This window comes from Moraxella marmotae, assembly GCF_042219885.1.
Classification (GTDB): domain Bacteria; phylum Pseudomonadota; class Gammaproteobacteria; order Pseudomonadales; family Moraxellaceae; genus Moraxella; species Moraxella marmotae.
In genome coordinates this window covers 1256727-1270359 of sequence record NZ_JBHJHR010000002.1, presented here as the reverse complement: position 1 = coordinate 1270359, position 13633 = coordinate 1256727, and the positions used below count along the sequence as shown (strand labels likewise).

The window sequence follows — 13633 nt, the reverse complement described above, 5'->3', positions numbered from 1 at the left end:
TTAATAATAGTTAGTGGTTGATAATTAGCCCATCAACAGCTTATTGACTCGCTTAAGGTAGCCTGCAGGATCGTCAAGCTGTCCGCCATCGGCAAGCAGTGCTTGGTCAAAAATCACCTGAGCCAAATCATCAAAATCTTGGCTGTTTTCTAACTTGCCAATCAATGGGTGATTTGGGTTAATCTCAAGGGTTGGCTTGACATCAGGCACAGGCTGTCCCATGGCTTTGAGCATTTGTACCATCTGCGGTGTCAGCTCACCATCGCCCACCACTAAGCAAGCAGGGCTGTCCACCAAACGGCTTGAAACACGCACATCTTTGGCACGCTCACCCAAGGTGGTTTTTAGCTTATCAACCACAGGTTTTAGGTTTTCTTCGGCTTGTTTGGCTTCTTGTTTTTCGGCTTCGTCCGTCAAATCGCCCAAATCCACCGCACCCTTGGCGATGTTTTGTAATGGCGTGCCGTCAAACTCGTGCATAAAGTTCATCGCCCACTCGTCCACACGAGATGTCATCAGAATGACTTCGATGCCTTTTTTGTTAAATAGCTCCAGCTGCGGACTGTTTTTGGCGGCGGTTAGGCTGTCGGCAGTCAGATAATAAATCGCCTTTTGTCCATCTTTCATGCGAGCCTTATAATCGCCAAAGCCTGTTGATAGCGTGTCATCGCTGCTGGTGGCATAGCGTAGCAGCTTGGCGATGCGATCTTGATTGCTCTGATCTTCGCCCAAGCCTTCTTTTAGCACATCGCCAAATTCACGATAAAAATCGGCAAATTTGGCTTGCTTGTCGGCATCTTCAGAGTTGGCAAGGCTGGCAAGCAAAGTCAAAACACGGCGAGCATTGCCGTCACGGATTGCCTTGACATCACGAGATTCTTGCAGGATTTCACGGCTGACATTCAGCGGCAAATCGGCAGTGTCAATCACCCCTTTGACAAAGCGTAAATACATCGGTAGCAGCTGCTCGGCATCCTCCATAATAAAGACACGCTTGACATACAGTTTTAGCCCACGCTGCTGCTCTCGTGCGTACAGATCCATTGGGGCTTTGCTTGGGATATACAAAAGCTGCGTGTACTGCACACGGCCTTCGACACGGTTGTGCGTATGAGCCAGCGGATCGGCGTAGTCATAGCTTAGGTTTTTGTAAAACTCGTGATATTCTTCGTCTGTGATGTCGCTTGGGCTGCGAGTCCATAGTGCATTGGCTTGGTTGATGGTTTCGTATTCGTCCGTTAGGATATATTCGCCCTTGCCCGTCGCTTGTCCATCATCGTCCAGCTCATCTTGCCAAACTTCTTTACGCATCAAAATCGGCAAGCTGATATGATCTGAATATTTATTAACCAACGCTTTGATGGTGTGGCGGTTTAAATAATTGGTCGCATCTTCGCCTTCGCCTGCGTACTCGTCTTTTAGGTGTAGCGTGATGGTCGTGCCACGGCTTGGCTTATCAATGGCTTGGGTGGTAAATTGCCCTGTACCATCAGACACCCAACGCACGCCACTGCTTGATGGCTCGCCAGCTTTACGGCTATCCACGGTGATGGTGTCGGCAACGATAAATCCTGAATAAAAGCCCACGCCAAATTGACCAATCAGATTGCCGTCTTTTTTGTCGCTTTCGGACAATTTGTCCAAAAACGCCTTAGTGCCTGATTTGGCAATCGTCCCCAAGTGCTCGATGGCGTCCACTTGGTTCATGCCGATGCCGTTGTCGCTGATGCTGATGGTGTTGGCGGCTTGATCAATATCAATGCGAATGGCAAGCTCGCCATCGTTTTCGTACAGGCTGTCATCGCTTGTCGCCAAAAAGCGTAATTTGTCGCAAGCGTCCGATGCGTTAGACACCAATTCACGCACAAAAATATCGGCATTTGAATACAAAGAATGCGTTACCAAATGCAACAGCTGTGCCACTTCAGCTTCAAAATGATGGGCGGTTTGTTGATTGACATCACTCATGATGATTGCTCCGTTTTCTATTTTGTTAATTTGATGGATAAAAATTTGATGATGATAAAAATAAGGATAATTGCCAATTTTTCAAGTCAAATTCTCACATCAAAAATGCCATCAGAAAAAAAATCTTCAATCAAAATTTGTCAATTTGCACAATTTGCACAATTTGCCAGATTTGTAAGAGTTGTCAGATTTTAAAATTTATCAATAAAATTTAGCCCATCAAACGGCGTAACTGCTGGCAATATTGCTCATCATCAATCACATCACCATGCCAGCGATACCAATTTGGCTTGGCAGCGATTTTGTCAAGCAAGCGAGACACCGACAACGCCACATCTGCCGCTTGCGGCTGAAAATCTTGATACAACCGCCCATCAATCTGCTGACGAAAATTGACGATGTCGTCTTTTGGCGTAAATTGATATTGTCGCCGCTGCAGCTCTGCCTTTAACAAAAAATAACGCCGCTCAACAAAAGCCAATTTGTCATAAAAAAAGCACACATGCCCCGTACCCAGCCGATAGCTGTCGGGGACTTTTTTAAGAATATCTGCCAAGCGATGCTTTTGGCAAGCACGCTGCACCAAAACAAAAATGCGAGTAATTTCACGATATTCAGCAAATAAATGCTGATCGGTTAATAAATCAGGGTCAATCAAATTTACACGAGTCACGGTTTGCACCATTATTAAATAGCAAATTTAAAATTCAAATAAATTCAAATTAAATTAAAATTGCTTGGTTGATTAAAATTTGTTAAGATTGATTCAGGTGAATTTAAGTAAAATAAAGCACTTATCCACAAGATAATCAAAAGACAACCAAGGCAGTGCTGCCCAAACCAATTGGCATAACACAAAACTTACAAAAATTTCGTGGGTAGGCGGCACTTAATTACCAATAAAAACTAGCTATTCTACCCACAACCTAGTAAAATAACCACCAGATTTATAGCAAGCAAGCATTCTTATGTCGAACAATTCTTTTTCTGCGTCGCTGATTGCCATCATTGTCAAGATTTTGTTGGCGATTTTGGCATTATTGGCAATTTTGATTTTGGCTTTTCCGATTGGCTTTTATGGTATGGCGATGTACCTTGAGCCGACTTTGCCCAATATCAAAAATATTGACAATGTCAAGTTTGAAATGCCGTTACAGATTTATACTGCCGATAATAAACTCATCGGTCAATACGGCAGCCGTTACTCTTTGCCGGTAACTTTTGAAGAAATTCCGCCGCATATGATTCATGCGTTTTTGGCAGCAGAAGACGATACCTTTTTTCAGCACAGCGGTATCAGTGTCAAGGGTATGGGGCGTGCATTGACCGAAGTGGTTACTGATAACGAATCACAAACTGGTGGCTCAACCATCACCATGCAGGTGGCAAAAAACTACTTTTTAAGCCCTGAACGCACCATCGATCGCAAATTGACCGAATTGTTCATTGCTCGTAAAATCGAAAACGAACTCACCAAGAACCAAATTTTGACCCTGTATGTCAATAAAATCTACCTTGGCGAGAACGCTTATGGCATTCAGGCGGCAGCACGCCGTTATTATAGCAAGCCATTGCAAGAGCTGAGTATTGCTCAGATGGCGATGATTGCTGGCTTGCCAAAAGCCCCATCTGCCTATAACCCCGTGGTCAATCCTGAGCGTGCCATGGAACGCCGCAACTGGATTTTGGGGCGTATGTTTGAAGAAGGCTTTATCAGTGCTGCCGAGCGTGATGCCGCCATCGCCGAGCCGATTAACCTAAATCTATACCGAGAAAAGCTGGATATGAATATGCCATATCTGGCAGAGATGGCTCGCTCATCGCTGGTTGAGCGTTATGGCGAAGCGGTGATGGATTCTGGCTGGCGTGTCCAGACCACGGTTGATAGCCAATCACAGCTGGCTGCCGACAAAGCATTGGTCAGCGGTCTGCGTAGCTATGACCGTCGCCATGGTTGGCGTGGTGTCGAAGCCGAAGAAGGCGAGCTTGCTGGTCGCAAAAACTTTGACAACATTTACCCTGCCAAAGTGACCAAAGTATCTAACAATGGCTTTGAAGCCGAGCTACAATCTGGCGAAAAAGTCAATATCGGCTGGTCTGGCATGAGCTGGGCGCGCCGCTATTACAGTGCCAACCATGTGGGCGGCGGTTATAGTAACGCCCATCAGATGGTCAAAGTCGGCAACATCGTCCGCATCTCACCGCTTAACGAAGCCAAAACCGCATGGAAAATGGAATCTATCCCCAAAGTACAAGGGGCGTTGATTTCGCTAGATCCAGAAAATGGGGCGTTGCGTGCGGTGGTCGGTGGTTTTCACTTTAATCACAGCAAATTTAACCGTGCTACCCAAGGCTATCGTCAGCCCGGCTCTATCATCAAGCCGTTTGTTTACTCGTCTGCCCTAGAATCAGGCAAGCACACGCCAGACAGCATGGTCTCGGACGCTGCCATTCGTGTCGGCAGCTGGCGACCAAAAAATGCTGATGGTCGCTACACAGGCAATATGACGCTACGCCGTGCGTTGGCATTATCACGCAACACCCCAGCTATTCGTTTGCTGCGTTCGGCAGGCATTGACGAGACACGCCACTTGATGAATGCCATGGGCGGTCTGGAAATGGAGCGTATGCCATCGACGCTGGCACTGGCATTGGGTGCTGCCGAAGTAACGCCACTACAAATGGCAACAGGGTTTTCGACCATTGCCAATGGCGGCCATCGCATTCAGCCGTATTTTGTGGAGCGAATTTATAATTTCCACAACGATGTGATTTATCAAGCCAATCCATTGCAGGCGTGTGCCTTGTGCTTTAACGAACATCTGCAAGCCAAAAACGCCAAGCTGGCAGAAGAGTTTGAAGCCCAAAAAGCCCAAGCCACAGAACAGCCAGCCGCTGGCACACCAGCAGGCGACCGACTCAATCCAAAAGCTGCACCGCAGTATATCGCCGCCACACAAGCACCCCGTGTGCTGTCGCAAGAGACTTCTTACAACATCTCTAACATGATGCGTGAAGTCATCACCAGTGGTACGGCTCGCCGTGCCCGCGCCTTAGGTCGTGGCGATGTCGGTGGTAAGACAGGTACGACCAACCTTGCCAAAGACGCTTGGTTTGCAGGCTTTCACCCAACCCAAGTGGCGGTCGTCTGGGTTGGCTTTGATACACCATCACCGCTAGGGGCTCACGAATTTGGCGGCGTGGCAGCCTTGCCGATTTGGGTGGACTTTATGCGTCATGAATTGCGTGGCAGACCGAACCAATGGGTCAGCAAAGAAGATCGCTCAAAAGCGGTCAAATCCACCCAAAAAGTGATTGATTTAAAAGATTAAACCGCTTGACAGCCAGCTTATCTTTTGCACCAATCCAAACTTAAGCCCAAACCCAAATATTTTCTTGGGTTTGGGCTTAAATTTGGTGGCGTTGATGAGATGATTTGATGAAATGCCATGAATTAAATTGATAACATCATGGCAATTTGCCCACACTGTTTGGCTTTTATTTAAATTTACATGAATAATTCATCAAGTTATAATTAAGTAAAAGCCAAATAAAAATCAAGCCATCTGAGTGTTTTGGGCAGTTTGGGCGATTTGGGGTGTGCTTAGCACACGGCTGTGTAGGCGTGCCAAACCGTCCTGCATCGCCTGCTGCAAAATCTCCGTCAGCTCACGCTGATCTCGCCCATCAGGATAAATCGGTACCAAAGGCAGCACATAGGCGGTGATGCCTTTGGTGTCGGCAACCGCTTTTAGACTCTGCACCATCGTACGCTCGCCATAGTACGCCGCTTCATCGGACAGCTTGCCATCTTGATTGACATAGGCGATAACCATCGGACAAATCGGCAAATCGGTATCTATCGCCGCCTTGAGCAATTTGCCATAGATTTTTTTGATTTGCTTGCCGTCTGTGGTGGTCGCTTCGGGGAAAAATACCACCGATGAGCCATTTTGTAAAAAATCGGCAATTTGTCGGCTGACATCGCCAGCATCACCTGAGCCACGCTGGATAAATAGCGTGCCTGCCGCTCTCGCCAATCGCCCAAAAATCGGCCACTGTGCGATTTCTGCTTTTGATAAAAAAAACGCCGGAGCGACACTGCCAACCACTGGAATGTCCAGCCACGATACATGGTTACTCGCCCACAAGCCGTGTACCTGCGGCACTGGCTCGACTTGCACGACCGTAACGCCGAATGAATTTGCCATTTTTTGGCAAAATTTTTGGATATAAGGTGTCAGTTTCTTGCGTGGCACTTCATCGCCAAACGCCCCTGCCCGATACGCCATGCCAAAGCCGCCCAGCAAAGTACTGGTCAAGCCGACCGCTGCTCGAGTTCGCCGATATTGATTGCTGATAAAATTCATAGTGTTTGCCTAGCTGTCTATTTTGACGATACAGACTAAACCCAAACTCAAAAAAAATCAAGTATTTTAGTTTACATTTGTAAGTTGATTTGTAAATCTGTTTGTCTTATTTATCAAAGTTGGGCAAAATGCCAAATTATTTTATCGGTGGTGGTTTCAATCAGCAATCGCTTTTTTATCAAAATCCGCCCCAATCAATGCCAGCACAAAGCCTAGCTGATCGTCCAAGGCACGCTGTTTTTGGGCAACCAAAGCCGCACCGCCATCGCCACGCCATTGGTACAGATACGCCTGCATCAACGCGTCGGACAACCGCTTGGCAAGACTGCTGTCATTGGTGGAATTGTTTTCATTGGTAGGATTGCCATCATCAGTTTCCAGTTGAGCCAACGCACCAGCACGCTTTAGGGCTGCCACAAGCTCATGGCAATTGGTGTCATAGCTGCCCATGATAATCGGCTTGCCCAAGCTGGCAGGCTCGATGGGATTATGCCCACCGACAGGCACGAACGATCCGCCCACCACCGCAATATCTGCTACTTGATACCACGCCATCAGCTCACCCATGCTGTCTGCCAAATACACTTGGGTATCCTTGGTGATTGGCTCGCCCAATGAACGGCGTGCCACGGTCAGATGGTTATCAAGGCACAGCTGATACACGCTATCAAATCGCTCTGGGTGGCGTGGTACCAAAATCAGTAAAGCATCGGCAAATTTATCCAAAAACCGCCGATGTGCCTGCAGTGCCAACAGCTCTTCGCCATCGTGTGTGCTTGCCATCACCCAAAGGTGCGTTTTGCCAGCTTGGGCGATTTGCTGCGTGGCCTGCTTGGCAAGGCTTGCCTGCTCATCGCTGATGGTGCTGACACTGACCCATTTTAACGAATCCGCCAGTGCCACATGAGCCGCCCCCAAGTCGGTGAATCGCTGTACCGATGCCGCATCTTGGGCGATGACGCCATCAAGATTTGCCATCATCGTTTGGCTGACTTTGGCAAATTTGGCATAGCCTTGGTAGGATTTTTCAGTCAAACGAGCATTAACCATCATCGTCTTAATCCCACGGCGGCGGCAAGCATACAGCGTATTTGCCCAAAGTTCAGTCTCAATAAACATCACCGCCAGTGGCTGCACATGATCCAAAAACCGCTCAAGCACCGTAGGCTTATCCACAGGCACAAAGCTGTGCATCGCCCGCCCAAACTCTATCTGCTTGGCAAACAGTTTGGCAGCACGCTCAAAACCTGTCTGCGTAGTACTGCTGACCCACAACCCATAGCCTAAGCCCAGCAAACGCACAAGCAGCGGATAAGCGGTGTTCAGCTCGCCCAGCGACACCGCATGACACCAAATCACGCCACGCACGCCCTTTGGCGTTGGCAAATACTGCTCACCAAATCGCTCGGCAAGCTCTCGCTTGAGCGTTGCTCGAGTTTTGGATTTTTTGATGACTTTTTGCCGATAAAACGGTGCTAGCAAATTGATGGCAACACGGTAATACAATGGCGGCTTGATGGCAGTTGTGGTCATGGTGATTTAATTTTTATAAAAATTGGATTATTTGATAAAGCCAATCTCATCAAATAAAACACAAATGGTCAAAATCGTGATTAAAATAAGCTTGGCAATTTAGCAATTTAGCAATTTAGCAATTTAGCAATTTAGCAATTTAGCAATTTAGCAATTTAGCAATTTAGCAATTTAGCAATTTAGCAATTTAGCAATAAATAGTTTAGCAAAATGCACATGAATAAATTGGCAAATTACCCAAGATTAGCAAAAATTTTCGCTTTTTTTTGGGCAATTTGCCATATTTTCATCAGCATACCAAACCATCAAAGCAATGATAAAATCGCCCCAACAGTTTAGCAGCTTATCCGTTTATCATGCCCAATTAGGCTTATTCGCTTAACATATTGCCCAAAAACTCCAAAACATTTTTTGAGCCAGCTTGTTGTTGTAGCTGGGTTAGCTTGTCTTTGACCATCGTTTTGGCTTGGTCGTGCAAAGTGTTCCAGCGTGCCAATGCCGACAGCAAGCGTGCCGCTAACAGCGGATTGGTCGCATCTAAACGCAGCACCGATGACAAATACAAGTCCATGCCTTCTGCCGTCCACAGCTGCACAGGCTTGGCTGCCAACGCCCCCAAAGTCGTACGGACACGGTTTGGCGTGTTATAGTCATAATCGTCTCGTGCCATCAGCTTGGCGATGTCCGCCACACTTGTCTGAGCAGACAACGCCTGTACGCTAAACCATGAATCAATCACCAGCTCTTCGGCGGCAAATCGCTCATAAAAGTCCGCCAAATACGCTGCTTTTTCGTCCAGATTGTGATCCACAATCGCCGACAATGCCCCCAAACGCTCGCTCATACAGCTGGCGTGGTTGTACTGATGATACGCATCTGCACACGCCGACGTATCGCCTGCCGTCAAACGCAAATCCAGCAACACATTGCGTAGCAAGCGGCGGCCACGAGCGTCTGGCGTATCTTCATAAGGAACAATCGGCAAGGCTTGGTACCACTGACCCAGCTTGTCCGCCAAGCCATCGGCGATGAGCTTGAGCAATTGATCACGGCGAGCCTTGACTTTGACTGGGTCATAATCGCTGTCATACGCCATCGCCAGCTCTTTTTGGCTAGGTATGTCAAACAAGCGAGCTGCCAGCATCGGATCGGTCGTTAGCAGTGATTCGGTCGCCGCTTTTAGCACCGAAACGATATTATCGGCACGATCCAAGCTGCCAAACAGCCAGCGATTGACCAAAGTTTGCACCGCTTGCCAACGGTTAAATCCTTGATTTTCAAACGCCACCAATGCCATCAAATCTTCATCGGTGTACTCAAAATCCAGCTTGACAGGTGCAGAAAAATTGCGTAATACCGACACCACAGGGCGAGCATTTGCCGACAGCTTGATGTCATCAAACACAAAATCAGCACTGTCTGTGGTCAAAAGCAGCATTTTTGATGCCAAAATTTGCCCTGTTTGACTGTCAAAAATCGCCGTATCCACAGGAATTGGCAAGGCAATCGGTGCATCATAATTGGGAACATGGCGAGTTTTTTGGGACAGGCTGACCACCACCGAACCACCCTTGACGCACGCACTGCCTGACAACACTGGCGTACCCGGCTGACGATACCACGGCAAAAAGTCCATCACTTTGACATCTGCCACCGACAAAGCGGACAAGAAATCTTCAACCGTTACCGCCTGCCCATCATAGCGAGCAAAATATTCATCTGTGCCTTGACGGAACTTATCTTCGCCTAAAAAATTGGCAATCATTCGCACGATTTCCGCCCCTTTTTCATAGACGGTCATGGTGTAAAAGTTGTTAATTTCTACAAAACTCTCTGGGCGTACAGGGTGTGCCAAGCTGCCTGCATCTTCGGCAAACTGTGCCGAACGCAGCAATGCCACATCTTCGATTCGTTGCACCGCTTTGGAGCGAAAATCGCCTGAAAAACTTTGGTCACGAAATACCGTAAAGCCTTCTTTTAGGCACAGCTGGAACCAATCACGGCAAGTGATGCGGTTGCCTGTCCAGTTATGAAAATACTCGTGAGCAATCACCGATTTGACTCGAAAACTGCGTTCGTCCGTGGCGGTCTCTGGGCTGGATAACACGCAGCTGGTGTTAAAGATATTTAGACCCTTATTTTCCATCGCACCCATGTTAAATTGACTGGTTGCCACGATCATATAGCGATCAAGATCATAAGCTCGCCCATAGTTCACTTCGTCCCATTTCATGGCGTCTTTGAGTGCTTGCATGGCGACATGGCATTTGTCGATATCGTGTGCCACAGCGTACAGCTCAAGCAGCACTTGTCTGCCTTCCATCGTGGTGTAGCTGTCTTGTAGCACAGATAAATTGGCAATCACCGCAGCGAACAGATAGCTGGGTTTTTTGGTGGGGTCATGCCAAATGGTATAATGGCGTGCGTCATCAACATCGCCTGATTCGACAAGGTTGCCATTGGCAAGCAAAGTACCAAAGCTCTTGGGGGCTTCTAGGCGAGTGGTGTATTCTGCCAGCACATCTGGGCGGTCAGGAAAAAAGGTAATCTTGCGAAATCCTTCAGGCTCACACTGCGTCACAAACATCATCTCATCGCCTTGCCCTGATTGGTATAAGCCTTCAAGCGTGGTGTTAGTCTGCGGTTTGATGGTAACTTTGGTCTCAACCACCGCCACATCAGGGGCATCGATGATGGTTAGGCTCTCATCGTCCAAGCGATAAGCCGCAGCGTCCAAAACTTCACCATTTAGGCGAATTTCATCAAGCGACAGCCCACGCCCCAGCAGCACCAAATCGCCCTTGTCCGCTCGCACCATCGCCAAGCGTGCATCAACCGTGGCATGCTCTTGGTACAGTTTGATATCCAAATCCACCTTGTCCACTTGATACGCTGGCGGCGTGTAGTCCTTTAGGTAGATTTTTTGGGGAGTGTTGGTCGGTGTACTCATCAGATTTATCCTTAATTGAGAAAAGTTGTCAAAAATGGCTAAATAGTACCAAAATTTCCAGCATTAAGCAATTTTACCCCACCACTTTTGCCATCTTTTGGGTAGATTTTATCGATTGGATAACTTGATTAGACCAATTGAGTAAATTTGTCAAAAAATTCTTGTAAAATGTTGGTAAATTTGTCATTATATTTACATCTGTTTGCAGTTGTGAAAGATTTGCAATCATCGCCTGCTTTTACTTCACTTACCATAAACTGATTGTAAAAAATAATAAAAGGTGCTTTATGCCATATCAACTTCATCTAAAACTGACCGCCATTGCTGGTATCTTGGCGGCTGTCGCCATGACAGGCTGTGCTCATAAGCCCACTGGCAATGTCGTGGTCGCTCCCAATGTCGCTGTGCCGACAGGCTACACAGGCGCGGTCTATACTGGCACGCCACTGGTGCAGAATTCTGATGCCATCAAGTCAGCGGCGGCAAGTTTGCCAAGTTTGGTGCATTTTGATTTTGATTCTGATGTCATCAAGCCACAAGCGGCGGCGGTGCTTGATCAGCAAGTCAAATTCTTAAGCGAAAACCAAACCGCTCGAGTGCTGGTCGCAGGTCATACCGATGAGCGTGGCAGCCGTGAATACAACATGTCGCTGGGCGAGCGTCGTGCCGCTGCCGTGCGTAGCTATCTTTTGGGTAAAGGTGTCAATCAAGCCAATGTAGAAATTGTCAGCTTTGGCGAAGAACGCCCATTGGCAGCAGGCTCAACCGAAGAAGCGTGGCTACAAAATCGCCGTGCCGAGCTGTCTTATTGATTCAGATTTAATAAAATTTGATAAAATTTAACAAGACTTGATAAAAATTTGGCAAATCGGCACGAAGCTCAACCAAGCCGAGCCAATCATCAAAAAAGCTCAAAGCGATTTTGGGCTTTTTGTGATTTTTAGCCCAAATCGCACGCAAAAAAAAATACACGCCAAACGCCCATGACAGCCACCGATTTGTATCATTCACCCTGCCTAATCCGCCCTACTGATGGCGTGATTATCGCTCATGCCATGATGCGTGCCAAGGTGCGTGCTGATGATGTCAATTCAAAAAATCTCACCCAAAAAACCACCCACCGCCAGCGACAATCCGCCAGTGTGCGTGCTTTACTTGCCCAAGTAATGACAGATTGCGGCATTGTGGGTAATTTTATTGATGGGCAATTTCCCTATCAAATCATCAGCGATAACGCACGGCATTTTGTCAGCTTTAGCCACTCTGGACACGCCATCGCCTTGATTGTCGCCGCCACGCCCTGTGCCATCGACATCGAACAAAACACCGTCAATCCTGCCATCGCCGAGCGGTATTATCACGCCAATGAGCTGGACATCATCAAAGCCAATCCCAGCCATGCCCAGCATGATATTGACACGCTGTGGCGGCTCAAAGAATGCGCCATCAAGCTGTCTGTTGGCAAACTGCACGCTGGTATGCAGGCGGATTTTTCGGCATGCTTGGCAGGCATTCACCGCACCCAGCCTGTTCTGATTGACCATCAGCAGTGGCGTATTTATAATGAGCCAACCGACAGGCTGACGGCAGTTTTTGAATGCAACATTTGAGCGGTTTTTAAATATTACCCAAAACATATTTAAAAATCACTGCGATCAACTTGGCAAACGGATTGGTAAATAAAGCGGTTAGTAAAATTGTCGGCAGAATTATTGATAAAATGGGCGGTATCAGATTGTTCAAATTTGGCAAATTTTAACATTGATAAAAATTGGTACAGTGGATAAAGTTGGCAGAATTGTTAAAGTTAATAAAATTGCTAAAATTGGCAAATGCAAACCTGCCAACATTTGCTTGATTTACCAAAAAGCAAAATCACCCACCGCTCTTGTAAAATGGACAATCAGCCCCATCTAAGCCAGACGGATAATCACAAATTTTTAAACTTTTTTTATATTGCTAAGATGAATCGCTATCATATTGGCGATTTTGGTATTAATAGTTTGGTATTAACAATTTTGATATTTAACATTTGGCATTTAACATTTTGGTTGGGGCAAATTGACGAGCGACAAGGTTATGATTTTTGACACTTTAGATAGCAGCGAACAGGCATTTTTTGCCCAAAGTTTATCAGCTCAGTTGGCACAGCTTGGTTTGGATAGTCAAACCGTGGCAAGTTTTTTTGATGCTCGGCAATTGCCCTGCCCCATGCCACTGCTCAAAGCCAAAATCACCCTGCGTGGCGTCGCTGGTGGTCAAGCTCTGTACCTTGTCGCCACCGACAAAAATTCACAAACCGATCTGATGGCATATTGCCAAAAAAACGCTCTGACGGCACACACTTGGCGAACCGATGGCGATGGCGGTGCGATTTATCATTTTATCATCATAAAGCCGCTGTAAGCTGTGTGATGCAGACGCACCAAAACCATGCCGCCTTATGCCAAACTTATGCCAAGCTCACACCAACACGCCCAAGGTTAGGCAAGTTTTACAGATTGTAAAAGTTATGTGATTTGTGCGGCAAACACTGGCGAATTGCCCAAAAATTACCTACAATAGCACTCAAGTATTTTTTATTATAATAAGTGAAAATAAAACAATGGCATCTAAACGCACCCACGATGATTATCACGACTATGATGGCTATGATAATCATGACGGTTATGACAGTTATGACTATGACGCTGATCTTGATGAGACGCTGATTGATGAGCTGGACGGCTTTGGTGAGCTTGATGACGAATACGCCCAAATTATCGATGATGATTTGGACGATTTGGACGACTATGCCGCCGCCCCAGCCGTC

Annotated in this window: 9 protein-coding genes; 4 read left to right on the top strand and 5 right to left on the bottom strand. The window is 47.0% G+C overall.

What is annotated here, in order from left to right:
• Positions 1–24 precede the first annotated feature (24 nt).
• The gene (gene htpG, locus ACFBZI_RS05950) at positions 25–1968 is read right to left on the bottom strand and encodes a molecular chaperone HtpG (protein ID WP_375715481.1); all 1944 of its coding nucleotides are present in this window, start codon (positions 1966–1968) and stop codon (positions 25–27) included.
• Positions 1969–2179: 211 nt separating this feature from the next.
• The gene (locus tag ACFBZI_RS05945) at positions 2180–2641 is read right to left on the bottom strand and encodes a pyrimidine dimer DNA glycosylase/endonuclease V (protein ID WP_375715480.1); all 462 of its coding nucleotides are present in this window, start codon (positions 2639–2641) and stop codon (positions 2180–2182) included.
• A gap of 295 nt (positions 2642–2936) precedes the next feature.
• Between ACFBZI_RS05945 and ACFBZI_RS05940 the strand changes: the two genes are divergently transcribed.
• Entirely contained in the window at positions 2937–5300 is a 2364-nt protein-coding gene (locus ACFBZI_RS05940; RefSeq protein WP_375715479.1) for a penicillin-binding protein 1A, read from the top strand.
• Positions 5301–5525: 225 nt separating this feature from the next.
• Here ACFBZI_RS05940 and ACFBZI_RS05935 read toward each other — a convergent pair whose 3' ends face one another.
• From ACFBZI_RS05935 to pepN, 3 genes are all read right to left on the bottom strand, one after another.
• Entirely contained in the window at positions 5526–6338 is an 813-nt protein-coding gene (locus ACFBZI_RS05935; protein WP_375715478.1) for a lysophospholipid acyltransferase family protein, read from the bottom strand.
• Between the two features lie 156 nt (positions 6339–6494).
• On the bottom strand, positions 6495–7871 hold the full coding sequence (locus ACFBZI_RS05930) for a 3-deoxy-D-manno-octulosonic acid transferase (RefSeq protein ID WP_375715477.1): 1377 nt from the start codon (positions 7869–7871) through the stop codon (positions 6495–6497).
• Positions 7872–8241: 370 nt separating this feature from the next.
• Entirely contained in the window at positions 8242–10821 is a 2580-nt protein-coding gene (gene pepN, locus ACFBZI_RS05925; RefSeq protein WP_375715476.1) for an aminopeptidase N, read from the bottom strand.
• A 287-nt stretch (positions 10822–11108) separates the two neighbouring features.
• On the opposite strand from pepN, the gene pal reads away from it, so the two are divergent.
• The 3 genes from pal (at position 11109) to ACFBZI_RS05910 (ending at position 13227) form a co-directional block, all read left to right on the top strand.
• Entirely contained in the window at positions 11109–11633 is a 525-nt protein-coding gene (gene pal, locus ACFBZI_RS05920; protein WP_375715475.1) for a peptidoglycan-associated lipoprotein Pal, read from the top strand.
• A gap of 171 nt (positions 11634–11804) precedes the next feature.
• Positions 11805–12431, top strand: a complete 627-nt coding sequence (locus tag ACFBZI_RS05915; RefSeq protein ID WP_375715474.1) for a 4'-phosphopantetheinyl transferase family protein — start codon at positions 11805–11807, stop codon at positions 12429–12431.
• A gap of 469 nt (positions 12432–12900) precedes the next feature.
• The gene (locus ACFBZI_RS05910; RefSeq protein WP_375715473.1) at positions 12901–13227 is read left to right on the top strand and encodes a sulfurtransferase TusA family protein; all 327 of its coding nucleotides are present in this window, start codon (positions 12901–12903) and stop codon (positions 13225–13227) included.
• The last annotated feature ends 406 nt before the right edge of the window (positions 13228–13633 follow it).